Consider the following 25,771-nt stretch of genomic DNA (forward strand, 5'->3'; position numbering starts at 1 on the left):
GCATGTCTGTACAAATAGGAAATATTGATTTAGGAGAGTTCCCGCTGTTGCTGGCGCCGATGGAAGATGTGAGTGATCCTCCCTTCCGTTATGTGTGCAAGCAAAATGGCGCGGATATGATGTACACTGAGTTTATCTCGTCAGAAGGATTGATTCGTGATGCTGCCAAAAGCCGCCAAAAGCTGGATATTTTTGAGTATGAACGCCCTATAGGCATTCAGATATTTGGCAGCGACATTGACCACATGCGCGAGGCTACAGAAATTGCCTCATTAGCGGGTCCCGACCTGATGGATATTAATTATGGCTGTCCTGTAAAACAGGTGGCTTGTCGTGGCGCTGGCGCCAGCCTGCTGCAGGATATTGACAGAATGGTGGCCATGACCAAAGCTGTAGTTAATGCAACGCACCTGCCTGTAACCGTAAAAACGCGTTTAGGCTGGGATGATAATACTAAAAATGTGTACGAGGTTGCCGAACGTTTGCAGGATGTGGGGATAAAAGCCCTCACTATTCATGGTCGCACACGTGCGCAAATGTATAAAGGCGAGGCCGATTGGGCACTTATACGAGATATTAAAAAAAATCCACGCATTCAAATACCCATTTTTGGTAATGGTGATATTGATTCGCCCGAAAAGGCTGCCAACTGGCGTATGGAATTTGGTGTTGATGGTATGATGATAGGCCGGGCTGCTATTGGTTATCCCTGGATATTCAGGGAGATCAAGCATTTCTTTAAAACAGGCGAACATTTAGATAAACCAACCATAAGTGAGCGTATTGCAGCATGTACCACACATCTGCAAAAATCAGTAGAGTGGAAAGGTCCTAAAACCGGTGTTTTTGAAATGCGCAGACATTACTCCAACTACTTTAAAGGCATTGATCACTTTAAAGAATACCGCATGAAACTGGTAACAGCCGGTACCATCGAGGAATTACACGAAATTTTAGCAGAAATTGATGAAAAATATGCCATTGAAATGGCGTAATATTTGTTTAGATACTTTATATTTGAATTTAAACAGAGACGATTCACATGGTTACCACTATAACTGAAGGTGTTAAGGTTTCCATCGAAACCATATATCAGCCAGAATATTCTAATCCGGCTAATGACCACTTTATGTTTGCCTACAAAGTGAACATTGAAAACATGAGCAACTATGCCATACAACTGATCAGCAGGCATTGGTATATTTTTGATTCGAACGGCGCAAAACGCGAAGTAGAAGGCGAAGGGGTGGTAGGCCAGCAACCGGTTATTGAACCCGGTCATGCGCATGAATATGTATCAGGCTGCAACCTAAAAACAGATATGGGTAGTATGAAAGGCGAGTACCAGATGACCCGCTTAATGGACAATGCCTCTTTTAATGTACAGATCCCGGAGTTTTATCTGATAGCTCCATACAGAATGAATTAACCCCCACCCCTGAAAGGGAATTAATAAAATATATTTAAAAGCCTGGTTGAATTATCAACCAGGCTTTTGCATTTATATATATGGTAGTTTGGGGAGAGGGAATTACCTGTGCTTTTCGTGTTCTTCAGGTTTTGCATTTTCATGTTGCCTTGCAGGGGCTGCATGTTGTTCGTGCTGCCTTGCTGCATTAGTGTTGCTGTGATGGTTTTGTGCCGGCTGCCTGTTACTGCCCTCATTCGGCCTGTTGCCCGCAGCATTACCTGCGTTGGGGTGGTGAGGCTTTTCTGCAGTATTATTAGCTGTTTCGTGTGATCCTGTTTTATCCGCTCCATCTTGTTTTGCGGCAGTGCGATCATTGTTGTTATCAGCTTGTTTATGTTGATTTCTGTCGGCATTGTCATTAGCTCCGTTTGCCGCAGAAACCCTGGCGGTGTGCCCTTCCGGATTAAAACGTTTCCCGTTTACCTTATTCATAGCTGCCGTAGCCGGCCGGCCATTGTTAACACTCGCAAACTGGCTGCGGTCTTTACCGGCAACCTGGCGGTGGGTGAGCTGTTCGTTAGTTGGTTGAACGTGCTGTTCACGTGCTGCAGCCTGCTCTTCCGGGCGCGGTTTAGCGGCGACGCCACCTGGGCCGTTAAAGCTGGTATGGTTATTTACCGTTACATTATTAATAACAGTTTTGTTTACATAGGTATTATGCACCACGGTAGTATTTACATTTACTACGGCTGTATTATAATGGAACGAGTTGCCCGACCACCTGCCGCCAACATAGCCGGTACCAATATAGCCACCACCGTAATTTACACCGCCGTAAAAACCAATATGCCTGCCCCAGTAACCTTCATGGTAAACATATATGGCGCCATCATAGCCCCAGTAGCCGGGTGTCCATAAATAACCATGTCTTGGCGGGGCTACCCAAACACCCGGAACCCAATAGTATCCGCCATCTTCATTATATGCCCAATAGCCGGGAGTCCATAAATAGCCATCAACAGGGCATGGGGGTTGGGTATAGGTAGGTAAAGCCGGAGGTGCGAGCCTTACTGATATGCCTATACTTATCTGCGCATAGGTTTTAATTGCTGTTAAGGATACTATTAAAAGTATCATTAACATTTTTACTATTTTTTTCATGTCCGATAAATTTTAGATCAAACCTAAACCCGTAACATGAATATTACATTAAGATTCGTATTGCGCCTTACAGTGCTTCATGAAAGCTTCATCAAAATAATTTGTTGATATACAATAGCATATAAATAAACAAAGCTTGGTTAATAAATCAACCAGGCTTTGTTTATAGTATTAAATAAGATTTTAAAAACTCCCCCTTTAGGGGGTCGGGGGGCTTTAGTTTCGTCTGTTGAAAAGAAACGAAGCATAATAAACCAGTGTAGCCAACGCGCTTAACGCGGCAACAACATAGGTCATAGCCGCCCACCAAAGTGCGTCTTTGGCCTGCTCGTGTTCTTCGGTGGTTTGCATAATGCTGTAATTATTATTGAGCCATGCCAGTGCCCTGCGGCTTGCATCAAACTCAACAGGCAGCGTTATAAAACTAAAGAAAGTTACCAGCGCCAGTGCTGCAACCCCGATAGCCAATACATAAGGGCTATTGGCAAAAAACAGCAGCATGATACCAATAAATAAAGTCCACTGAGTTAAAGTGGAGGCAATATTGATAACCGGTACCATGGTTGAGCGGAAGGTTAACCAGGCATACGCTTGTGCATGCTGTACGGCGTGTCCGCACTCGTGGGCGGCAACAGCAGCAGCGGCTATACTGCGGCTGTGATAAACATCGGGGCTTAAATTAACCGTTTTTGTTTCGGGGTTGTAATGGTCGGTAAGCTGCCCTTCAACAGTTACTACCTGTACATCAAATATGCCATGGGCACGCAGCATTTTTACCGCTACCTCCTGGCCCGAAAGTCCTGACAGTAAGGCCACCTCCGAGTATTGTTTAAATTTACTTCTGAATCGCCACTGTACTATAAAGCTTACAAGGGCGATCGCAATCATCAGGAACCAGGCCGAATTGTAGCCAATGTATCCCATAATTAATGATAGGTGATTCATATGTTGTAAGTCAAAAGTTAAATGTAAAAAGTCAAAATGATCATCAATATATTTTATCTATTCAAAAAGTATTCCGATTTTAAGTTTAAAAGTTAAAATGTGCGTAATGCCAAGGCTTTTGAATTTTAAATTTTTCACGTATTGTTATTTTTATGTGTTCAAGAGTGCAATGCAATTTCTACTTTTGATTTAAATGGAACCTTCATTTTCATACTGGGAGCGCACCGCGTTTATTGATCACGCCGATGTAATTATTATCGGCAGTGGCCTGGTTGGCTTAAGCGCCGCCCTGCATTTAAAAAAGCGGCAGCCCACTTTAAAGGTTTTGGTTTTGGAGCGCGGCTTTTTACCATCAGGTGCCAGTACTAAAAACGCTGGTTTTGCCTGTTTTGGTACAGTTTCCGAGCAAATTTCTACTATAAATCAATCATCCGAAGATGAAGCCATGCGTTTGGTAGCTTATAAATGGCGTGGCCTGCAACGTTTAAGAGAAAACCTGGGCGATGCTAACATTGATTACCGGCAACACGGCGGGCACGAGTTATTTATGGAGGATGAAACGGAAGCCGCAAAAAACAGTATTGACCAAATTGATCACCTCAATAAATTATTAAAACAAGCCATTGACCAACCTGACATTTATGCAGTGGCTGATGCTAAAATTGCAGATTTTGGCTTTAATAAAGTTAGCCATATGATATACAACCCCTATGAGGGACAGCTGCATACCGGTAAAATGATGCGAACCTTATTATATAAGGTATATAATTTAGAGGTGCTGGTTTTAAATAACTGCTCCATATCAGGAATGGAACAAGAGGGCAACCATATTAGCCTCACTACATCGCAGGGGAATTTTAAATCGGGTAAAGTGATCCTGGCCACCAATGCTTTTGCCAGCCAGCTTTTCCCTGAGCTAAAGGTAATTCCGGGCAGGGGACAAGTGCTGGTTACCAAGCCTGTACCAGGCTTAAAACTAAAAGGCACCTATCATTTTAACGAGGGCTATTACTACTTCCGCAATATTGATGGGCGTGTACTGTTTGGCGGCGGCCGTAACCTGGATTATAAAGCTGAAGAAACATGGGATTTTGGGCACACCGACACCGTTAAGAAAAAATTAATCGCCTATCTGAACGAGGTGATCCTTCCTGGTCAGCAAACGGAAATTGACTGCTGGTGGAGTGGCATCATGGGGTTTGGTGAAGAAATTACGCCGATAGTAAAACAAGTGCAACCTAACATATTTTGCGCTGTACGTTGCAATGGCATGGGGGTGGCCATGGGGAGTTTGGTAGGGGAAGAGGTGGCAGAACTGGCATTGCAGTGATTTGGAGATTGCAGTTCTATATCAGGACTGTCTGATTTTTCAAACAATCTGAATTGCTAATAGTCTTCAGAAAATTATAATTTCCAGATGTTGTTTATATCAGCCGCGGGCTTTCTGCTCGGTTTTGTTTCCTCTTTGCTTTGTTCAGTTTTGTAAACTACTGCAGGCGACAGAATGTACGCTGCTTCATCTGCCATCTGTTCAAAGTTAATTTGCAGGGCTTCAAGTACAGCTTTAACTGCCTTTTCCTGCGCATCCGTTTGGGGGTATACTACTAATGTGCTCATAATCAAATTTAAAGAAAAATTAAATTATAAAAACAAGAAATTTCGCATTAAAACAATTCCACTAACCGTTCCAAAGCCATGCCTCTTGATCCTTTGATCAGTATGGTGGAGTTTTTTATAGGATTAGTCCTTAAGCCAAAAATGGCGTCCTCGGCAGTAGGGTAAAATGTAACATTCAAATTTTGACTTTTGACTTTTGATTGTTGACTTAAAAAATCTTTCCCAATAAATATACGTTCATCAACCGGCGTATCCAGGGCTTTTTGAATCACGGCAGCATGTTCAGCTGGTGATTCCTGGCCCATCTCAAACATATCACCCAAAATAAGCACTTTGCGTTTCGCATCTATCTTGCCAATGTTTTCAATAGCTACAAACATGCTGCTGGGGTTGGCATTGTAATAATCACAAATGAGGGTATTAGTAGCGGTCTGCACAATCTGTGAGCGGTTGTTTTTGGGCTGATAACCTTCAATGCCGCTATTGATCTCATCGGCACTAAGTTTAAAATAAGTGCCTATGCTGATACCCGTCAGTATATTACTCAGGTTATAAGCGCCGGTAAGCTGTGTTTTTACGGTATGGTTTTCACCGCTTATATTATTGGTCCATTGCAGGGTAAGTAATGGCGCGTTTTCCACTATTTGACCGCTGATGAGGTTGTTGCTACCATTGCTGCCGTAATAAATCACGTTACTCAATCCCCGCGCATTAGCCATTTCCATTAACACAGCATCATTACTATTAATAAAAACGGTACCACCATGCAATTCAAGAGCTCCCCCTTTGGGGGGCTGGGGGGCCAAATAATCATACAATTCCCCCTTGCCTTTTTTAACACCCTCTATTCCGCCAAAGCCTTCCAGGTGGGCTTTGCCCACGTTGGTAATGAGCCCGTGCGATGGTTGCGCTATGCTGCAAAGCAGTTCAATTTCTTTCTGGTGATTGGCGCCCATTTCAATTACGGCCGCTTCATGCGTGGCATCAATAGTTAATATGGTGAGTGGCACACCTATATGGTTATTTAAATTGCCTTGTGTGGCCTGGGTTTTAAAGTGCTGTGATAATACCGCGTTGATCAGCTCTTTGGTGGTGGTTTTACCATTGGTACCGGTAAGCCCTATAACAGGGATCTGCAATTGGCGGCGGTGATATCGGGCCAGATCCTGTAGCGTAGTTAATACATCATCAACCAACAGGTATTGTTCGCCTAATTGGTATTCCGGGTTATCAATTACAGCATAGGCTGCGCCTGTTTCAATGGCCTTTTGGGCAAAAGTATTGGCATCAAACTTATCGCCTTTTAAGGCGAAAAAAATACTGCCGGCGTCAATTTTCCGGGTATCGGTACTAATAACGGGGTGTTGCAGGTATAGTTGGTAAAGTTGTTGGGTAGTGGTCATGTTTGGAAGTATCAAGTAGTTAGTATCAAGTATCAAGATTTTTTCTTAAGTGTTGAGACTTTTTTGAAGGCCGTATAACATTTTCTGTATATCTGTAATTACTGTGCAGGCATCTTCAAGTTTTTCCTGGTTTATATAATTAAATTCTTTAGCAATAATAAGCTGTGTTTCCAATTCAAAGGAAGAACCTAATGCGATACTTAAAAAGTGATGTAACTCTTTATTAGATTTTCTTCCGCAGCCTTCTGCAATATTAGATGGTATTGAAATAGCAGAACGTATCATTTGGGAAATTAATCCATATTTTTCTTCAGGTGGCAAAGTTTTGCATAATTGAAATACAACTTTGGATATTTCAATTCCGGCTTTCCATACCTTTAATTCTTTAAAATTATGCATTTCTGTCTTGATACCTGATACTAACTACTTGATACTATTAACCTGCGCTATCCATTTTTATTCATCCAGCTTATAACGGCTTTAATTTCGCCGTAACTGTAATCATCGCCCAAAACTTGCTTTAATGGCGATAGCATTTCGCGACCATAGCTCTCCACTGCATCTTTAATAACAGGGATCTTTTCCTGAGGCACGATCTCCAATATATCTATTTCGCCCGATTCAATAAAATGGCTCAAATGACCTTCAATGGTCATGGGCGATAATCCGCGTTCTGCAGCTATTTCAGTCACGCTTTTGCCATGGCGGTACATGGTAAAAGTTTCGGTACGGGTATCATTAGTTTTGCGTGTTTTTGCGGTTCGCGCCGCGCGTTCAACCTTGTCTGTTTTGGTTTTACGTTCCCTTTTTGGCGATTTATAAGCTATTTTGGATTCCAGGCCTTTGTTTTTGCAATAGTCTTTAACCGGCTGCAATAGTTCGCGGCCATAACGGGCCAGTTTAATATCGCCAAAACCCGAGATCAAACGCAACTCATCCAAACTTTGGGGCAGGAAGGTGGCCATTTCTAAAAGGGTAGCATCAGATACTATAACATAAGCCGGCACGTTTTCGCCCTCGGCAATATCTTTACGGACATTTTTCAGCCGGCTTAGCAGTTCTGCCTCGTGCGGTGGTGCCAGTTCATTAACATGAGTATCTTCCGTAACCTCGCTTTCAATAAACTCCACCTTTTGTATACCTTTTAGTACCGCGGCGCTTTTGTTGGTTAGTTTTACTACGGGGTAGCCATCATCGGTTACCAGTAAGTATTCCATCGTGATCAGCTCGCGCAGGTAACGTTGCCAGTCGGTTTTGCTGATATCAGCACCAATGCCGTAGGTTTTAAGCTGTTTATGCTCTTCGCGAATCTTTTCGTTTTTTGATCCGCGTAAAAAATCTATTACGTAATTAACTCCAAACCGTTCATTTAGTCGGGATACTGCGGACAATGCCTTTTGGGCGATGAGCGTACCATCAAAGCGTTTAAACTCGGTAAGGCAAACATCACATGAACCACAGTTTGGCGGAAAAGCCTCATCAAAATAATTCATGAGGTATTGCCTGCGACAAGCCTGCAACTGGCAATATTTCACCATATCGTTCAGCTTGTTAAGCATGATCCGGCTTTGCTCTTCATTGCCTTCAATGCGCGCAAAATGCTGCAGCTTACCCGCATCGCCCGGCGAATACAGGAGCAGGGCTTCGGAGGCTAAACCATCGCGCCCGGCACGACCGGTTTCCTGGTAATAGCCCTCAATGTTTTTAGGCAGATCCATATGCACCACATAGCGCACGTTTGATTTATTGATCCCCATACCAAAAGCGATGGTGGCTACAATGATCTTTACATCGTCGCGCAAAAAAGCTTCCTGGTTGCGGGCTTTTACTTCATTGTTCAGGCCCGCGTGATAGGCTTCTGCCTCAAAACCCTCATCTTTAAGATCGGCTGCCAGATCCTCTGTTGATTTGCGGGAAAGGCAATATATAATGCCCGATTCATCCGGGCGCTCATTTAAAAAAGCGATAAGCTGTTTAAAGCTGTTCTTTTTGGGGATTACCCTATACATGATATTGGCCCGGTTAAATGACGATACAAATACGGCAGGCCTGTTAAGGTTCAGTTTTTCGAGGATATCTTTTTGAGTGAGCTTATCGGCAGTGGCGGTAAGTGCGATGACGGGTACGTTGGGGAACTCCTTTTTTAACTGAGCCAGCATCAGGTATTCCGGGCGGAAATCATGTCCCCATTGAGAGATGCAATGCGCCTCATCAATAGCGATCTGTACAACGTTTAACGTTTTCAGAAAAGGAACCAACCTGTTTTCGGCACCGAATAAACGTTCGGGCGCCAGGTAAAGCAGTTTTATGTGGTTGTGCTTCAATTTTTCAACCAATCGCCGCTGCTCATCAGGCGTTTGGGCCGAATTTAAAAATGCTGCTGGTATACCGCTCACATTCAGGCTATCTACCTGGTCTTTCATTAAAGCAATAAGCGGTGATATCACGATGGTAAGTCCATTAAGCAACACCGCGGGCAGCTGATAGCATAATGATTTTCCGCCACCGGTAGGCATCAGGGCCATTACATCCTGCTTGTTTAAAACATGGTGAATAATAGCCTCCTGGTGATGCCTGAAATTGCTGTAACCGAAATATTTTTGAAGGGCATCTTGTGGAGTCATGTTTTGCTGAGCGGATTATAGATGTGCAGATATGCAAATGTGCGGATTTCAAATTGATGTCCGAATCAGAATTTATAGAATTTTAGAATTAGCACATATTTATGTGAGTTCATCTACACATCTATTGTTCGCAACATTGTATCTTTTAATTTACAATGAGTGGGTTGCATTATGCAATATCACACAAATAATTTCGGATATTAGCGTAACTCTAATCCGCATCCTTAATATATCATGATAAAAAAGCTACTCCTTATTTTAATAGCTGTTGTTTCCGTTTCAGCTGGTTTTGCGCAAAAAATACAATCGCCCGATGAATTTTTGGGCTACAAACTGGGGGATCAGTTTACCCCCCACTATCGTATTGTTGATTATTTTAAATACGTTGCCCAGGCATCAAAAAATGTAAAGCTGCAGCAGTTTGGCACCACCAATGAGGGTAGGCCGTTGCTGGCCATGTTCATTGCATCGGACGAGAACATCGGTCGCCTGGAAGAAATAAGACATAATAATTTACGTTTGGCCGGTATAGAAAAGGGTACTGCTATTACTAACATGCCGGTTATTACCTGGCTAAGCTATAATGTGCATGGTAATGAGCCTGCATCAAGCGAGGCCGCCATGTGGACCTTGTTTGATATGGTTGATCCGGCTAACGCCACTACCAAAGCATGGCTTAAAAACTCCGTAGTAGTTATTGACCCTTGTTTAAATCCAGATGGGCGCGACCGTTATGTTCATTTCTATAATTCGGTACGTGGCGAAGCTCCTGATGCCAACCCAACGTCGCGCGAGCATGTGGAGCCCTGGCCAGGTGGACGCATAAATCATTTTTATTTTGACCTGAACCGCGACTGGGCCTGGCAAACTCAAAAAGAAACACAGGCACGTGTCGGTTTATTTAACCAATGGCTGCCCGAGGTTCATGTTGATTATCATGAGCAGGGATATAATTCACCTTACTATTTTGCCCCGGCAGCCGAACCTTACCATAAAGATATTACACAGTGGCAGCGCGATTTTCAGGTTACTATTGGTAAAAACAATGCTAAATATTTTGATCAGAACGGTTGGATGTATTTTACCAAACAAGAGTTTGACCTGCTTTATCCATCCTACGGCGATACCTATCCTTTATATAATGGCTCCATTGGCATGACCTATGAGCAGGGAGGCATTAGTGCAGGGTTGGCGGTGCTTACCCGCAGCGGCGATACACTTACCTTTGCCCAGCGCATATCCCATCACCACACTACCGGTTTAAGCACTGTTGAAATAGCATCGGCAAATGCCCAAAAGCTGCTGGATGAGTTTAAAAAGTTTTATGATAACAGCCGTACCAACCCACCGGGCGATTACAAAACCTATGTGATTAAGAACGATAACAATAACAACGTAAATGCACTTGCCCAAATGCTTGGCCGCAACGGCATACAATATGGTTTTGGCCTGGCCAATAAATCCATTACAGGCTATGATTATTTTACAGGTAAAACAGAACAATATAATGTAGGTCCTAATGACCTGGTCATTAACGCCTATCAGCCAAAGGCGGTGTTGCTGCATGTGTTGCTGGAGCCTAAAACCTTCATTGCCGATTCAAACACCTATGATATTACTGCATGGGCGCTGCCGTATGCTTATGGCTTAAAGGCTTATGGCGTAAAAGAATCATTTAAACCAGCCAACCCCACCTGGAGTATAGCCAAACCGCAACAGCAGGTTAGCAGTCACGCTTATGCTTATGTAGCCACGTGGCAATCAATTAATGATGTGAAATTTTTGACCGCATTACTTAAAAAACAGATTAAGGTTCGTTACTCCGAAAAACCTTTTGAGGCAGCCGGTAAAAAATTTGCGCCGGGTTCATTGCTGATCACGAGGGCAAGTAATGACCGTGCTGATTTTGACCAGGTAGTTACCCAAACAGCCGCCGCACTTAATGAGGGACTTGTTCCGTTGTCATCGGGCTTTGTTGATAAGGGGTCAGATCTGGGATCGGACGCCATACGATATATACGCCAGCCGCGGGTTATGTTAATGGCCGGCGAAGGCGTAAACGCCGAAGCAATGGGCGAAGTATGGCACCTGTTTGAGCAGCAATTGGGTTATCCAGTTACTTTGGTAAAATATCGTGACCTGGGCCGTACACGGCTGTCAGATTTTGATGTGGTTATTTTCCCTGATGGTAATTATGAGGACTTTCCTTCGGATAAACTGCAAAATTGGATCCGGGAAGGCGGTAAGCTTATCGCGATAGAGAATGCCGTTGCGCTGCTTGCTGATAAAAAAGGATTCGCCCTTAAAAAGAAAGAAGAGAAAAAAGAAGATAAGGATAAGGCCGAAGCAAAGGAAAAAGAAACTATAAAAATATATGCCGACCGCGACCGTGATGCCATCCGTTCCATGATCCCCGGCGCGATATTTAAATTGAACCTTGATAATACCCACCCCCTTGGTTTTGGCATGCCCAACTACTATTATTCGCTTAAATTGAATGATGATATTTATGATCTTTTAAGCAATGAAGATGGCTGGAATGTAGGTACTATTAAAAAGAACAGCTATGTATCGGGCTTTGCCGGTGTACAATCAAAATTGAAGATCAATAATGGGTTACTGCTGGGTGTTCAATCCATGGGCCGTGGCTCAGTGATCTATATGGTTGATGATCCGTTGTTCCGCAGTTTTTGGGAAAATGGCAAACTCCTGTTCAGCAACGCGGTATTTATGGTAGGGCAGTAGAGCCCAGCCCAAGCCCCCCGGCCCCCTAAAGGGGGAGCTCTTGATTAGCAAATTTGAAATAAACACGAAACGGCCTGCATTTTTTTGTAATGCAGGCCGTTTCGTGTTTAAAAAGCTCCCCCTTTAGGGGGCTGGGGGGCTAATTATTCCCTTTCACCCTGCCTTTTTCATCATCGGCACCGCTGCGGTGTTCGCGTGATTTTATTTTGCTGTTACCAAAATTATAGGTAAAGGTTATGCGACCAACGCGCGAATCGCCCTTTTGCCTTACTTGAAAATCATTGTTTAGTACCTGGCTGCTTACATTATTGCGGCGCAGATAAAAAATATCGTCCAGAGCCAGCTTAATGTTAGCTTTTTTATCGGCAAATGAATGGCTTACTCCGGCATCAACACCATAACGTGGTTTTATTTTGAATATACTATAGGTAAGTGCCGACTGGTAATCGCCCATGATCTCAAACCTGTAGCTTCCAAAGGTTAGGGTTTGGGTACTCTTAACCTGGAAAGCAGCCTGGCCGTTGTTTAAATTTCCTTGATTATTAACCCCATTAGATTTAAAACCCAGGTAAAAACCATTCACGTTTACATTTCCTGTCCACCATTTGGTAATGGTATAAGGGGTGTTGACGTTAATATTGTATGAGTCCTGAGTTTGCAGGTTTTGATGCGTTTCAAATGTTTTTTGTCCCTGGGTTAATACCAGCTCGGCAATTACATCTGTGGTACGGCTATAGCCTAAGCTTACATTTACACTTTTGTTATAGGTATAATTGAACTCGAAGTTATTGGTGTACTGTGGCCTAAGGAACGCGTTGCCTTGTGAGAAGGTATAAGGGTCAAGATAATATACGAAGGGGTTAAGATCATCATATCCGGGACGGTCAATACGACGGCTGTATGAAAAACTGATCTCATTTTTATCATTAAGTGTTTGATTGATAAAAACGCTCGGGAAAAAGTTAAGGTAGCTGCGTTTTACTGCTGACTGACCCATCAGATCACCGTTTGATTGCGTGTATTCTGATCGTAAACCCAATTGTACTGATGTTTTTTTGAACTGTTTGTTCAGGTTTAAATAACCGGCAGTTATTTTTTCGGTGTAAATAAAGCGATTTGTACGGGTAGTATCATTAATATAACCATTACCCTCATCTATTTGGGCCTGCAGGTCATTATCAGTTTTAACACTGCTGAATTTTGCTCCGAGTTCCAGTTTTATGGTTTTTGTAAGCGGCTTAGCATAATCAACTTTGCCGGTATATATGGTAATGTTTGATGGCGTTTGGTTGCGCAGTAATTGAGGGGCCTTGGCCGATTGGCCATTGGCTAAAAAATAATAGGTATCGTATCTGGCATTAGAATTATTTTTAAACTTTGAATAATCCAGGTCAATACTTAACTCCTGGCCGCTGGTATCTATCTTAAGCCTGTCGTTCAGGTTTAGTGCAAAGTTTTTGTATGATTGATCAATTACTGATGTGGTATTCAGAGAAGTATCAACTGTATTTGGTTGGGCACCAATGGTTGTTTTTCCATCGTTGTTGTCTTTTTCGGTATTCGAATAGCCGCTTACTACAAAGCCAATGGTGTTTTTGCTGGTAACATCATAATCAGCACCAATACGGTAGTTATTATAATGGTTTGTGCTTTGCATAGCCGTAAACTGTTTAAAATAAGTAGGTATTAAATACGGAGGCGTGTCGATACTATCCTTAGTAGTGCGGTCAATTGCGATATCTCGTAAACGCTTATTATCGCCCCGGCTAAAAGTACCAAACACGTTCAGATTACCTTGTTTATGGTTTAAATTTAAGCTGGAGTTGTCTCTCCAGAAATTACCTTTGGCGGCTCCAACGGTTATACTGCCATTGGTGCCCGACTGGCTATTTTTCTTTAGCTTGATATTGATGATGCCTGAGTTACCGGCAGCATCATACTTTGCTGACGGGTTGGTAATGATCTCAATAGATTTTATGGTATTACCATCTGTAGACTTTAATAATGTTGCTAACTGCGTGGCTGTGAGGTAAGTTAACTTGTCATTGATCATAACAGTTACACCCTGTTTGCCTTTCAGGCTAATGTTATCATCCTTATCAATAGTAACTCCCGGAGCTTTAGCCAGTATTTCCATTGCTGTATTTCCCGCAGCAAGTACACTGTTTTCAACGTTCATTACGGTGCGGTCAATTTTACGTTCAATCAATGGTTTATTTGCAGTAATGTTAACGGTTTTTAAGGTGGTGTTACCGGCTTTCATGCTTAAGGCAGGCGCTGCTACGGCTGGTGTATTTTCTGATACAGTGAAAGGGGTGGTTACAGCTTTTTCATATCCTACAACAGTTGCTTTAACTATATACTTGCCTGCATTGATATGGTCAAATGTGTATACGCCATTATCATTACTTAAAGCACCTTTAACAACGGTTGAATCTGTAGCCCTAAGGAGGCTTACGGTTGCATAGTCCATTGGCTTGCCTTGTTCGTTTGAGAGGGAGCCTGATACTTTAGCTCCCCCTGACTTACCGCCCTGGGCAAAGGATACCCCCCAGCTGATAACTACAAGCAGGAGAGTATAAAATATGTTGTGTATAAGAGTTTTCATGTTTGTGGTGTTAAAAAGTAAAGGCAATACGATGCCATTAAAGAATATGCTTCTTTTTAAAAATTTGATAAATAAGTTTTAGTTGATCCGGCGCGTTAACCGGCGGTTTGTTTAGTAAAATTTATGATATACAGGCGATTTTTTTCATGGCTTTGTGTTTTTATACTTCAAATGTGCAAACAGAATAAGTTTTTGAGTAATGCTTTTAGGCGAAAACGGCTAAACTTCCGGTAAACGCCCTGAAAACACCGATGAACGGGCACGACTCTTTTTTAAATTATCCGGTTAAATCCCGATTGTGTTTCTTTTACATTAAGATGCCAGAATAGTGTAGAAGGTTACAGTTAATTTAAACTTTTTAGTACGGGGAAGATGCTTTTAACAGCATTATTAATAAATAAGAAACCCGGTGGTAGTGTTTTAAATGGAATAGCAGGGGCAGCTATTAATTGTTTTGGTTTGAATGGGACTGTAATATTTACAGTACGATGATTGTAAAAAGGAACAATAAGCCCGCTAAATAATAGCAGGCTTATATATTTTATCAGCGTTCTCATGGTATGATTGGCTTATGTTGATTTTACTGTGCAGGGACTTTTGCAGTATCAGCCGGCAGCTTATTGTTTAAGGTGTCAACTTTTGTAGCAGGTATTGTATCTATTTTGCACTGTAACCCATCTGGGGTCATGATAAATACAGAACCCGCCGGATTTTGGGGTTTATTATTTTGCAGGCAATCATATAGGTTAAAGTTCATGTTGCGGTCCAGTTTGCCGTCAATAATCAGTTTTGAATTTAATGGTACCTTTAAAGTCATATGCAATTCCTGCCCGCGCCACAAAGTGCCTGCAACCCTCTCTAAATGACGGTTAAATTTCAATACGGAGTCTTTTTGCAAAAAGCGATAGCTGATGTTGCGGGCATTTATTAAAGCATCCTCATCATTGCGACCGCGTGCGGTGAACGATTCGATGAGTACAGGTTGCGGCACGTCGCTTTTTTCTACATCAATGGTTACCCGATCAGGCGAATCCATATCATTTCCATTGAAATCATCATCCAAAATGACCATGCCGTTAAAACGTTCTTTTATTCTAAGGCGGGTACTATCCTCGTTAGTTAAATACTTGGTGTCATTAAGCTGCAGGTAATAAGTATTGTTTGCAGTGGGCTTTATCATAATGGTCTTGCTCAGTTTAGCACCTTCCCTAAAATCGGCTGTTGCCCTTACACCGTAATAAATAACAGCGCCCAGGGAGGCCAGCCATATACATAATAAGGTAGTACCAATTGACCGGTTAAATGTGGCGTTTTTAAACAGGAAGCCAATTGTTAACAGTATAATAGTTAATAAAGGGATGGCTAATAATAAAAATCCGCCGGTTAGGAATATCATGTTGGTATCCCGGTTAACTATATTAAAAGGGAATATGTGGTATATATCTGTTTTACCAAAACCTACCAATGCCACCAGGCTCACAATAAGGGCAATAGCAAGGCCAAAGCAGGTGAGCAAAATGACTAAACCCAATAGCTTGATCAGTAAGCCACCAGCCCCTCTCAAAAACACGCCCAGGTGATCAAAAAAATCGCCTACAAAATCGCGGGCCTTGTAAACAAAAGGCTTTGCTTCATGACGAAAGTTAGAAAGGTTTTCTTTTACCGAGCTCATTTCTTCCTCAAAGCTCTTTTTAAATCCTTTCAGATCCTGCTTTTCGCCTTTCATAGCCATACGGTCGGCCCGACTAACGGCTTTGGGAATTACTATCCATAATATAATGTATAATATAAAGCCGCTCCCTGCAAAAGCGAAGGATAAGGCAAAGGCCAGCCTGATCCATACGGCCTGTATATCAAAATAGTTGGCAATACCAGCTGCAACCCCGCCAACCAAATGGTCATCAGGATCACGGAAAAGCCTGCGGCGCTCTGTATTGTATGAATAGGCGCCTGCAGCAGAAGCCTTGGCATCATTTTCGGCAAACTCAAAATCCTCAACGGTGCCCATCTGCTCAATAATCTGTTTAACATCAGCCTCAACAATAACCTGTGTGTTTTGGTTTGCCAGCGTTTCGTTAAACATTTCGGCAATACGGTTTTCAATGTCGGTGGTTATCTCCAAACTGTCGGCCGAGGTCGAAAAATGACGCTTTACGTCGGTCATGTAAAGTTTAAGTACGTCATAAGCATCCTCTTCTATGTGAAATACGATGCCGTTTATATTTATAATGATGGTTTTGTTCATGATCTGTAATAGTTATAGGTTTTTTTATTTTCTGTCTCCAATGGCTGTTTGAACAGCATAAACCAGCTCCTGCCAGGTTTTATCCAGCTGTTCCAATACCGTTTTTCCCTCGTCTGATAGTACATAATACTTTCGCGGAGGGCCCGAAATCGACTCCACCCAATTGTAAGTGAGCAGACCATTGTTTTTTAACCGGGTTAATAATGGGTACAGAGTACCCTCAACTACAAGCAGTTGGGCTTTCTTAAGTTCAGCAATTATGTCTGATGCATATGTTTCGCCCTTGGCTATGATGGAAAGAATGCAGTACTCCAGTATGCCTTTCCTCATTTGGGTTTGTGTGTTTTCGACAATCATAATACAAAGATATATGTTTTAAATTGTATTATGCAATACATAGTACTATAATTATTATTTTTAATACTAAAAACTGCCTTTTTTAAAATAAAATCATGGTTTTGTAAGATTTTACTTGACTTTTTAATAATGTAACATTACTTTTATGATTAATTAACTATTAACTGATCTTATTATTAACAAAATGAAAAAACTTCTACTAGTAAGTTTGAGCATTCTGTTGTTATGCGTAACGCAGGTGTTTGCACAAAACCGTACAGTTACTGGTACGGTTACGGCCCAAGAAGACGGCCTACCCATCCCGGGAGTAACAGTAAGGGTAAAAGGAACAACTATTGGTACCCAAACAGGTACTAATGGAAGGTACTCACTAAGTGTTCCAAATAATGCAGTGCTGGTTGTAAGCTTTATTGGCTACGCACAGCAGGAAATTCCGGCCACTGGTTCTGTAATAAACGCAAGGCTTGTAGTATCAAGCAGGCAACTTGGTGAAGTTGTGGTAACTGGCGCGTTAGGCTTAACCAGAACACGTAACCAACAGGCTTATGCTGCCCAGCAGGTTAACGGCGATGAGGTTAGCAAGCAACGTGGTTCAAACTTTGTAACTGGCTTGTCAGGTAAGGTAGCAGGTTTAGAGATCAGGCAAAACAACGCGTTAGGTGGTTCAACCAACGTTGTTTTAAGGGGTACTAAATCTTTATTGGGTAATAACCAGGCACTATTTGTTATTGACGGGGTTCCGATGAATAATGGTGGTGCTGGGTCAGGCAACACCGGAAGCAACAACGCTAACGCTGGTGGAACGGGTAATAGTACCGGCGGCAACGCAGGTAGTGTAGAAACTGGCCGTGGCGGTTATGACTACGGTTCTCCTATCTCTGATATAAACCCTGATGATATCGAATCTGTTACAGTATTAAAAGGAGCTGCAGGTAGCGCATTGTACGGTTCAATTGGTGCCAACGGTGTAATTTTGATTACCACCAAAAAAGCAGGCAGGGGCTTGGGTATTACCTTTAACAGCAGTGTTGGTTATGGTTCTGTTGATAAATCAACTTTGCCAACTTACCAGAAAGAATACGGTGCGGGTTATGGTCCTTTTTATAATGATCAAACAGGCATTGATCCAAGTGGTTATTTCCTTATAAGAGACATTAAAGGTGATGGTACTGCCAATGATCTTGTTACCCCATTACAAGAAGATGCATCCTACGGCCATCGCTTTGATCCAAACTTATTAGTTTACCAGTGGGATGCTTTTAGCCCGTACTCTCCAAACTTCGGAAAAGCAACGCCATGGGTTGCAGGAGCAAATGATCCTACTACATTTTTTACACATCCTGTAACTAATAATCAAAGTTTATTTATTACAAATGGTACCGATAATGGCTCGTTTAAACTGGGTTATACCCGTAACAACCAAACCGGTTTTATGCCAAACAGTAATGAACTGCGCAACAATATTGATTTTGGAAGCACTTACAAGATCACCGATAAGTTAACTGCTGGTGCAAACATCAACTATACCAGAACAGATGGGATAGGCCGTTATGGTAGCGGTTATCAGGCTGAAAATATCCTGAACTCTTTCAGGCAGTGGTACCAGATGAATACTGATATTAAAGAGCAAAAAGATCAGTATTTTGCTTCGGGTGGTAAAAACATTACCTGGAACTGGGCAAGCCCAACCAACCTTGTTCCTATTTATTGGGATAACCCATATTTTGTGCGTTATCAAAACTATGAAACAGATTCACGCAACCACTACTTTGGAAATGTAAATTTAAACTACAAGGTTAACGATTGGTTGAATTTACTGGGACGTGTTACTGTAGATAATTCAAGCATGCTGCAGGAAGAAAGAAGAGCTATCGGTACAACTGGTGTGCCATCATATACCAGGAGAAATATTAATTTCAACGAAACCAACTTAGACTTCCTTGCTACTGTTGATAAAAATATAAGCAGCGATTTAAATTTTAAAGGTTTAGCAGGTGTTAACATCAGGAAAAATCGTTACCAGTTAATTTCTGGAACGTCCAATGGTGGTTTGATAGTTCCGGGTATTTACAGTTTATCAAACTCTAAAAATGCGCCGGCTGCTCCTATTGAAAATGATATCAGACAAGAAGTAGACGGTCTATTTGCTGGTACAACCTTTACCTGGAAAAAAATGGTGGTTTTAGACGGAACAATACGTCGTGACGTTTCCTCTTCGCTGCCATCTTACAGCAATAAATACTATTACCCATCTATTAATTTAGGCTTTACTTTTTCTGAATTGCTTAAACAATACAACTGGTTATCTTATGGTAAAGTAAGGGTTAACTATGCTGAAGTAGGTAATGGTGGTGACCCATACAAAACATTAAACTTTTATTCTTTTGGCACTCCGTTCGGCTCAAATCCTCAAGCTGCAATTGGAACAACCCAAAACAACGCTTCTTTGAAACCAGAACGTTCAAAATCAAAAGAAGGTGGTTTAGAAATGCAGTTTTTTAATAGCCGCTTAGGTTTTGATTTCACTTATTATGAAAATAAAACCAACAATCAATTGCTACCTGTAGCTTTATCAACCGCTACCGGTTATAATGCGGCATATATTAACTCTGGTTCCTTACAAAATAAAGGTATCGAGCTTACCTTAAATGGTACTCCTGTACAAAGCAAGCTTATAACCTGGAAAATAGGTGTTAACTTCACCAAGAACAAAAATAAGGTGGTAGATCTTTATACCGATGCATCTGGCCAGCCAGCGCAAAACCTTTTGATTCAATCATTCCAGGGTGGTGTATCTTTAAACGCGACATTGGGTCATGCTTATGGCGATATCCGTGGTACAGCCTATACCGATGTAAACGGCAATCCATATATCAAGAAAGACGGTGGCAGGGTTGTTGATCAGGAAGGCGACAATGCCGGATACTACAAACAATCAGGTGCTACTACTACAATTGGTAATATTAATCCTGACTGGATTGGTGGAGTAACCAACTCTGTACGTGTTCAAAACTTTACTTTATCTTTCTTAATTGATGTACGTAAAGGAGGTGATGTATTCTCATTAGATACCTATTATGGTATGGATACTGGTTTATATCCCGAAACTGCAGGTAACAATGACCTGGGTAAACCTTCAAGGAATCTTATTTCAGATGGCGGTGGTGTAATTGTACAAGGTATTACTCCAACCGGCGCTAAAAATGCAATACGGGTAGAAAATAATGCTACTGGTTTATATGGTTATGAGCACAATCCAGCAGCGGGTTTTGTTTATGACGCAAGCTATGTAAAACTGCGTGAGGCTTCAATCGCTTATGCATTTCCTCAAAGCGTAGTATCAAAATGGGGTCCTGTTAAAGGTGTTGATCTGGCATTAAGTGGTAGAAACTTATGGATCATTCACAAAAATGTTCCTTATTCAGATCCGGAAGAAACCTTAAGTGCTGGTAACCTTCAAGGTTATCAAAGTGGTGCTTTCCCAACTGCCAGAATGTTTACCTTAAACTTAAAAGTTAGATTTTAACAATTATGAAAAAATATATAATAGCACTGCTTCCGCTGGTTATGCTGGGGGCGTGCAAAAAGGATTTTGATAAATTAAACACAAATCCTAAGCTTTTCCCTACAGTTCCTGCCTCAACCTTATTTACGCAGGCTGAGCGGGTGCTTTCCAATACTGTAACTACATCAAGTGTAAACAATAACGTTTTCAGATTGGTAGAACAGCAATGGCAGGAAACCACTTATAATGATGAAAGTCTTTATAATTTTGACACCCGTAACATAAACAGGCAAATGTGGAATGGCTTTTACCGCGATGTGCTAAACAATTTACAATTAGCCAAGGGCATAGTACCTACAGATATTACTGTTGTAGGGGATGCCGTGAAAAAGAATGATATTGCTATTGCAGATATTTTGCAGGTATATTCTTTTTATTATTTGGTTACTACTTTTGGTGATATTCCTTATAGCCAAACATTCGATGCAAAAAACAATTTCCCTAAGTATGATGACGCAGCAACGGTTTATAAAGATCTGTTAAAGCGTTTGGATACTGATATTGCCGCATTAACTGGTACAGCGAGCTATGGCAGTGCTGATATTATTTATGGAGGAAGTATTCCTAAATGGAAAGCGTTTGCCAACTCATTAAAATTGAAAATGGGTATGACCATTGCCGATTACGATGCAGCCCTTGCAAAAACAACAGTAGCTGCTGCGGTAGCAGGTGGAGTTTTTGCAGCTAATTCAGATAATGCTACGTTTGTTTACCTGGCAGCAACACCAAATACTAACCCTGTTTGGGTTGATATTATCCAAAGCGGCAGGTTTGACTATGTAGCATGTAGTACTATAGCTACCACATTAAATACTTTAAAAGATCCCCGTGCATCAAGGTATTTTAAGGCCCTCGCTACTAACGGAGATGTTTTGGGTGCTGATCCGGGATCAAAAGCAAATTATGACAGCTTTTCGCACGTAAGCGATATCGTTACAGCGCCTACTGCGCCTGGTTTATTGCTTGACAATGCCGAAGTTCAGTTTTATTTAGCTGAAGCAGTGGCTAAGGGCTTCATAACTACCGGTACAGCTCCCGAATACTATGCAAAAGGTGTTCAGGCTTCTTTCTCCTATTGGGGTGCTGGTGATGCTACAGCTTATTTAGTCCTTAATCCATACACAGCAGCTAATTTGGCGAACCAAAAATGGCTGGCTAATTATAACAGAGGCTGGGATGCCTGGATTGAAACCAGAAGGTTAGATCTTCCTGTACTTAAGAAACCAGCAACAGGTGCGTTCAGTGATTTTCCTGTTCGTTTCAAATATCCTGTTGATGAGGCTAACGTGAACGGTACAAACTACAAGGCAGCTTCTGCTGCTATTGGTGGTGATGTTGTTACAACCAAATTATTTTTTGATAAAAATGTTATGCCTAAATAATTAGGATAGCATTCCATAAAAAAAGGGAGTTGCCATAGCGGCAACTCCCTTTTTTTATGGAATAAAAATTATTTCTTATCTACGCTATACTTTCCGGGCCCAACAAATAAAAGACCGGCAAATATAAGGGCATCTTCAATGGCGTGTACTGCTCCTGAAAATCCTTCGCCCTTGCCTAAATGGGTAAATGCGGCAATAACCAGGGTGATGCAGAGTAATATACATACCGGGCGAAAAGCCAACCCTATAATTAACAGGAAACCACCAAAAGTTTCGGTTACAGCAGCCAGAAAGCCCCAAACCACTGGCAAAAAATGAATACCTATATATTTTGTAGAGTGGCCGAGGTCTCTCCAGCCATTTACGCCACCCATAAGCATAGGATAGCCATAGTTAATAAATGTAATACCTAAGCCAATGCGGATAATTAAAAGGCCAAAGTTTTTGTAATTGCTTAAATTGCTGAGTATTGCCATATGTTTTTGATTGTAATGATTAAAAGGGGTGCTGAATTCTGTTAATTCTTTAATTCAGAAAATCCCGATTCAGACAAATTTAACAGTTACTTGCTGCTCATGTACAGACAAGTCTATCGATTTGCCTAATATTAAACTGCAATTATCAGGAATGTGGCCGGCCGGGAAATCAAAACATACCGGGTAATTATATTCTTTTACAATTTCCATAATAATTTCGGGTACGGTTTGGCCAAAGGGTATGTCATTATCTTTTACATCGGTAAAACCGCCAACAATTAGGCCTGCAAGATTAGCAAGTTTACTGGCCCGTTTCAAATTGCGCAGCATACGGTCAATGGCATACAGGTATTCGCCTACATCTTCAATAAATAATACTTTGCCGGCATAGTCAATGTCTGATACAGAACCCGATACAACCACCAATAATGATAAATTACCTCCAATTAGTATGCCATTGCCGTTGCCACTGCGGTTTAAGGTATGTGATTTAAACTCATAGCTCAGGCTTTCGCCAAATAAAGCTTTTCGTAAAGTATCTAACGAGCGTGCCGAAGCATCTGGAATGTTTATGGGCATTTGCCCGTGTATGCTTTGTAACTGGTAATTACCAAATAGATGGGTGTGTAAAACAGTAATATCGCTAAAGCCAATAAGCCACTTGGGGTTTTGAGTAAAACGGCTAAAATCAACTTTGTCTATCATCCTGATAACACCATAGCCGCCACGGGCTGCTATAATAGCTTTTATGCTGCCGTCATCAATAAAACGTTGCAGGTCATGGGCCCTCAGGTCGTCATCGCCGGCAAACTGGTGGTAGGATGCGTTCACAGTATCGCCTAAAACCACTTCCAGACCCCATGACTGCAATAAAGCTATAGCATCTGTCATTGGGTTGGGGAGTTTTTTAGCGGGGCAGGTAATGGCTATTTTATCGCCTTTTTTAAGGTATGGAATCATTTTATGTTTTTGAGTCCGGAGGTATGGCAAGTCCGGAGTGAAAATTTAATCAATGTTAAGGTTTTTATAAAGGGAAAGCTTTCTGTCAGCCCGACTTTACTGACTTTCGGACTTCACAACTTCCCGCCTAAAAAGTTATCTTTGCAGCTTATTTATAATGCCGCTTATTTAATGTCACAACTCAACAAATATAAAAGATATACCGTTACCTCGGCTTTGCCTTATGCCAACGGACCGTTGCATATCGGTCACCTTGCCGGAGCATACATTCCTGCCGATATTTTTGTGCGCTATTTAAGGCTCAAAAAAAAGGATGTAGTTTATGTTTGCGGCTCTGACGAGCATGGCGCTGCCATCACCATCAAGGCAAAAAAAGAGGGGACTACACCACAGGCTATTATTGATAAATACCATAAACAAATAAAAGACAGCTTTGAGGAGTTTGGGATAGCTTTTGATATTTATCATCGTACCTCATCAGCTATTCATCATGACCTGTCGCAGGCATTTTTTTTGAATTTGTATGAAAAGGACGAGTTTATTGAAAAATACTCTGAACAATATTATGATGAGGATTTCCAGCAGTTTTTGGCCGATAGATATATTGTTGGTACCTGCCCTAATTGTCACAATGAGAATGCCTATGGCGATCAGTGCGAAAAATGCGGTACTTCGTTAAGCGCGACTGACCTGATCAACCCGGTATCAACCCTAAGTGGCAAAACGCCCACTTTAAAGCCTACCAAGCACTGGTACCTGCCGCTTGATAAATACCAGCCCTGGCTGGAACAATGGATTGATGCTAAAGAGGGTAGCTGGAAGGTTAACGTATTAGGGCAGTGCAAATCATGGCTTAAACAAGGCCTGCAGCCACGCTCCATGACCCGCGATTTGGATTGGGGTATTGATGTTCCGTTAGAAGATGCCAAAGGCAAAAAGCTGTACGTTTGGATGGATGCACCTATTGGTTATATATCAGCCACCAAACAATGGGCCCTTGACAATAATAAGGACTGGAAGCTGTACTGGAAAAAACAAGCCGATGAGCAGGATAATGCCTGTCTGATCCATTTTATAGGTAAGGATAATATTGTATTCCATTGCATTACCTTTCCGTCTATCCTGCATGCGCATGGCGAATATATTTTACCACAGAATGTACCTGCCAATGAGTTTTTGAATTTGGAGGGCGATAAATTATCGACCTCAAGAAACCATGCGGTTTGGCTGCATGAATACCTGAAAGAGTTTCCGGGTAAGCAGGATGAGCTGCGTTATGTGCTTACCTCCATACTCCCTGAAACCAGCGACAGCGAATTTACCTGGAAAGATTTCCAGGCCCGTATCAATAATGAGCTGGTAGCCATATTGGGTAACTTTGTGAATCGTGTAATGATATTGATGCATAAGTTTTACGATGGTAAAATTGAAGGCGAAGGTGACAGGATTGAACTGACCGACGATTACCTGAATAAGGAGCTGGGTGGTTTTTATGATGAAATAGAAAAGAACCTGGAAGCTTATCGCTATAGACAGGCTTTGCAGGGGCTAATGGATATTGCCCGCCTGGGTAACCGTTACCTTACCGAAAAAGAGCCCTGGAAAACCATCAAAACTAATCCGGAGGATGCTAAGCAAACGCTGCATAACTGCCTGGTTTTGATTGGTCATCTGGCAACCTGCGCCCAGCCATTTTTACCGGCTACCGCTAAAAAGATCATTGGTATGTTGAACTTGCCCAATGAACCCATTACCTATGATCAGGAGATGTTTTTTAATAACGGTCATCAGTTAAACCCATCGGCCTTATTGTTTGAAAAAATTGAAGACGAGGTGATCGAGTACCAGGTTAATAAACTGCTGGCAAAAAAGCAGGCCGCCTCACCTCCAAAATCTATAGATGTACAGCCGGCAAAAGAGAATATCAACTACGAAACCTTTGCCACCATGGACATACGCACGGGTATCATTTTGGCGGCCGAAAAGGTAGCTAAAACCAAGAAGCTGCTTAGGCTTACCATTGATACCGGTATTGATGAACGCACCGTGGTATCGGGCATTGCAGAATATTTTGAGCCTGAAGCTATAATAGGGCAGAAGGTAAGCATACTGGTAAACCTGGAGCCCCGTGAGATCAAAGGTATCCTTTCGCAAGGGATGATCCTGATGGCCGAGAACAGCGAAGGTAAACTAAGCTTTGTATCGCCGGTAGATGATTTCCATAACGGATCAGTGATCAGATAATTAGATGTGCAGATTTCAAATATGCAGA

18 protein-coding genes are annotated in these 25,771 nt (G+C 41.9%); 7 read left to right on the plus strand and 11 right to left on the minus strand.

Annotated features, from left to right (window positions below):
* Positions 1-2: 2 nt before the first annotated feature.
* Both dusB and apaG read left to right on the plus strand, forming a co-directional pair.
* Positions 3-995 (plus strand): tRNA dihydrouridine synthase DusB, encoded by a 993-nt coding sequence (dusB, locus tag M2273_RS25925; RefSeq protein ID WP_429400681.1) that lies wholly within the window; start codon positions 3-5, stop codon positions 993-995.
* A gap of 47 nt (positions 996-1,042) precedes the next feature.
* On the plus strand, positions 1,043-1,429 hold the full coding sequence (gene apaG, locus M2273_RS25930; protein ID WP_429400682.1) for a Co2+/Mg2+ efflux protein ApaG: 387 nt from the start codon (positions 1,043-1,045) through the stop codon (positions 1,427-1,429).
* Between the two features lie 102 nt (positions 1,430-1,531).
* Here apaG and M2273_RS25935 read toward each other — a convergent pair whose 3' ends face one another.
* Both M2273_RS25935 and M2273_RS25940 read right to left on the minus strand, forming a co-directional pair.
* Positions 1,532-2,572, minus strand: a complete 1,041-nt coding sequence (locus tag M2273_RS25935) for a YXWGXW repeat-containing protein (protein WP_429400683.1) — start codon at positions 2,570-2,572, stop codon at positions 1,532-1,534.
* Positions 2,573-2,788: 216 nt separating this feature from the next.
* On the minus strand, positions 2,789-3,517 hold the full coding sequence (locus M2273_RS25940) for a zinc metallopeptidase (RefSeq protein WP_429400684.1): 729 nt from the start codon (positions 3,515-3,517) through the stop codon (positions 2,789-2,791).
* Positions 3,518-3,710: 193 nt separating this feature from the next.
* Between M2273_RS25940 and M2273_RS25945 the strand changes: the two genes are divergently transcribed.
* Positions 3,711-4,847, plus strand: coding sequence for an NAD(P)/FAD-dependent oxidoreductase (locus M2273_RS25945; RefSeq protein WP_429400685.1), 1,137 nt, complete (start codon positions 3,711-3,713; stop codon positions 4,845-4,847).
* A gap of 74 nt (positions 4,848-4,921) precedes the next feature.
* Here M2273_RS25945 and M2273_RS25950 read toward each other — a convergent pair whose 3' ends face one another.
* The 4 genes from M2273_RS25950 to recQ are packed head-to-tail and all read right to left on the minus strand — an operon-like array spanning position 4,922 to position 9,161.
* Entirely contained in the window at positions 4,922-5,134 is a 213-nt protein-coding gene (locus tag M2273_RS25950; RefSeq protein ID WP_429400686.1) for a DUF2683 family protein, read from the minus strand.
* A gap of 47 nt (positions 5,135-5,181) precedes the next feature.
* Positions 5,182-6,537: a UDP-N-acetylmuramoyl-tripeptide--D-alanyl-D-alanine ligase gene (locus M2273_RS25955; RefSeq protein ID WP_429400687.1), complete on the minus strand. Its 1,356-nt coding sequence runs from the start codon at positions 6,535-6,537 to the stop codon at positions 5,182-5,184.
* Between the two features lie 45 nt (positions 6,538-6,582).
* Entirely contained in the window at positions 6,583-6,936 is a 354-nt protein-coding gene (locus tag M2273_RS25960) for a four helix bundle protein (RefSeq protein WP_429400688.1), read from the minus strand.
* Positions 6,937-6,983: 47 nt separating this feature from the next.
* Positions 6,984-9,161, minus strand: a complete 2,178-nt coding sequence (recQ, locus tag M2273_RS25965) for a DNA helicase RecQ (RefSeq protein WP_429400689.1) — start codon at positions 9,159-9,161, stop codon at positions 6,984-6,986.
* A 234-nt stretch (positions 9,162-9,395) separates the two neighbouring features.
* Between recQ and M2273_RS25970 the strand changes: the two genes are divergently transcribed.
* Complete coding sequence (locus M2273_RS25970; RefSeq protein ID WP_429400690.1) at positions 9,396-11,906, plus strand: M14 metallopeptidase family protein; 2,511 nt, start codon at positions 9,396-9,398, stop codon at positions 11,904-11,906.
* A gap of 139 nt (positions 11,907-12,045) precedes the next feature.
* Here M2273_RS25970 and M2273_RS25975 read toward each other — a convergent pair whose 3' ends face one another.
* From M2273_RS25975 to M2273_RS25985, 3 genes are all read right to left on the minus strand, one after another.
* Positions 12,046-14,514, minus strand: a complete 2,469-nt coding sequence (locus tag M2273_RS25975) for a TonB-dependent receptor domain-containing protein (protein ID WP_429400691.1) — start codon at positions 14,512-14,514, stop codon at positions 12,046-12,048.
* 580 nt (positions 14,515-15,094) lie between these two features.
* A complete protein-coding gene (locus tag M2273_RS25980; protein WP_429400692.1) occupies positions 15,095-16,759 on the minus strand; it encodes a PspC domain-containing protein in 1,665 nt (554 codons plus the stop codon).
* Between the two features lie 24 nt (positions 16,760-16,783).
* Positions 16,784-17,116 (minus strand): PadR family transcriptional regulator, encoded by a 333-nt coding sequence (locus M2273_RS25985; protein WP_429400693.1) that lies wholly within the window; start codon positions 17,114-17,116, stop codon positions 16,784-16,786.
* A 184-nt stretch (positions 17,117-17,300) separates the two neighbouring features.
* Here M2273_RS25985 and M2273_RS25990 point away from each other — a divergent pair, with 184 nt between their 5' ends.
* Together M2273_RS25990 and M2273_RS25995 are read left to right on the plus strand one after the other, a co-directional pair.
* Positions 17,301-20,642 (plus strand): SusC/RagA family TonB-linked outer membrane protein, encoded by a 3,342-nt coding sequence (locus M2273_RS25990; protein WP_429400694.1) that lies wholly within the window; start codon positions 17,301-17,303, stop codon positions 20,640-20,642.
* A 5-nt stretch (positions 20,643-20,647) separates the two neighbouring features.
* On the plus strand, positions 20,648-22,063 hold the full coding sequence (locus M2273_RS25995) for a SusD/RagB family nutrient-binding outer membrane lipoprotein (RefSeq protein WP_429400695.1): 1,416 nt from the start codon (positions 20,648-20,650) through the stop codon (positions 22,061-22,063).
* 68 nt (positions 22,064-22,131) lie between these two features.
* On the opposite strand, the gene M2273_RS26000 is transcribed toward M2273_RS25995, so the two are convergent.
* Both M2273_RS26000 and M2273_RS26005 read right to left on the minus strand, forming a co-directional pair.
* Positions 22,132-22,539 (minus strand): DoxX family protein, encoded by a 408-nt coding sequence (locus M2273_RS26000; RefSeq protein WP_429400696.1) that lies wholly within the window; start codon positions 22,537-22,539, stop codon positions 22,132-22,134.
* A gap of 69 nt (positions 22,540-22,608) precedes the next feature.
* On the minus strand, positions 22,609-23,499 hold the full coding sequence (locus M2273_RS26005; protein WP_429400697.1) for a S66 peptidase family protein: 891 nt from the start codon (positions 23,497-23,499) through the stop codon (positions 22,609-22,611).
* Between the two features lie 171 nt (positions 23,500-23,670).
* Between M2273_RS26005 and metG the strand changes: the two genes are divergently transcribed.
* A complete protein-coding gene (gene metG / locus M2273_RS26010) occupies positions 23,671-25,743 on the plus strand; it encodes a methionine--tRNA ligase (protein ID WP_429400698.1) in 2,073 nt (690 codons plus the stop codon).
* Positions 25,744-25,771 lie beyond the last annotated feature (28 nt).

Origin of the sequence: Mucilaginibacter lappiensis (assembly GCF_050433765.1) — a bacterium.
GTDB lineage: Bacteria > Bacteroidota > Bacteroidia > Sphingobacteriales > Sphingobacteriaceae > Mucilaginibacter > Mucilaginibacter lappiensis_A.

Coding starts and splice junctions, on each gene's coding strand:
- metG (WP_429400698.1), top strand. CDS start 23,671: ATGTCACAACTCAACAAATATAAAAGATATACCGTTACCTCGGCTTTG.
- M2273_RS25980 (WP_429400692.1), bottom strand. CDS start 16,759: ATGAACAAAACCATCATTATAAATATAAACGGCATCGTATTTCACATA.
- M2273_RS25940 (WP_429400684.1), bottom strand. CDS start 3,517: ATGAATCACCTATCATTAATTATGGGATACATTGGCTACAATTCGGCC.
- M2273_RS25935 (WP_429400683.1), bottom strand. CDS start 2,572: ATGAAAAAAATAGTAAAAATGTTAATGATACTTTTAATAGTATCCTTA.
- recQ (WP_429400689.1), bottom strand. CDS start 9,161: ATGACTCCACAAGATGCCCTTCAAAAATATTTCGGTTACAGCAATTTC.
- M2273_RS25995 (WP_429400695.1), top strand. CDS start 20,648: ATGAAAAAATATATAATAGCACTGCTTCCGCTGGTTATGCTGGGGGCG.
- dusB (WP_429400681.1), top strand. CDS start 3: ATGTCTGTACAAATAGGAAATATTGATTTAGGAGAGTTCCCGCTGTTG.
- M2273_RS25945 (WP_429400685.1), top strand. CDS start 3,711: ATGGAACCTTCATTTTCATACTGGGAGCGCACCGCGTTTATTGATCAC.
- M2273_RS25975 (WP_429400691.1), bottom strand. CDS start 14,514: ATGAAAACTCTTATACACAACATATTTTATACTCTCCTGCTTGTAGTT.
- M2273_RS25970 (WP_429400690.1), top strand. CDS start 9,396: ATGATAAAAAAGCTACTCCTTATTTTAATAGCTGTTGTTTCCGTTTCA.
- M2273_RS25985 (WP_429400693.1), bottom strand. CDS start 17,116: ATGATTGTCGAAAACACACAAACCCAAATGAGGAAAGGCATACTGGAG.
- apaG (WP_429400682.1), top strand. CDS start 1,043: ATGGTTACCACTATAACTGAAGGTGTTAAGGTTTCCATCGAAACCATA.
- M2273_RS25990 (WP_429400694.1), top strand. CDS start 17,301: ATGAAAAAACTTCTACTAGTAAGTTTGAGCATTCTGTTGTTATGCGTA.
- M2273_RS25960 (WP_429400688.1), bottom strand. CDS start 6,936: ATGCATAATTTTAAAGAATTAAAGGTATGGAAAGCCGGAATTGAAATA.
- M2273_RS25950 (WP_429400686.1), bottom strand. CDS start 5,134: ATGAGCACATTAGTAGTATACCCCCAAACGGATGCGCAGGAAAAGGCA.
- M2273_RS25955 (WP_429400687.1), bottom strand. CDS start 6,537: ATGACCACTACCCAACAACTTTACCAACTATACCTGCAACACCCCGTT.
- M2273_RS26000 (WP_429400696.1), bottom strand. CDS start 22,539: ATGGCAATACTCAGCAATTTAAGCAATTACAAAAACTTTGGCCTTTTA.
- M2273_RS26005 (WP_429400697.1), bottom strand. CDS start 23,499: ATGATTCCATACCTTAAAAAAGGCGATAAAATAGCCATTACCTGCCCC.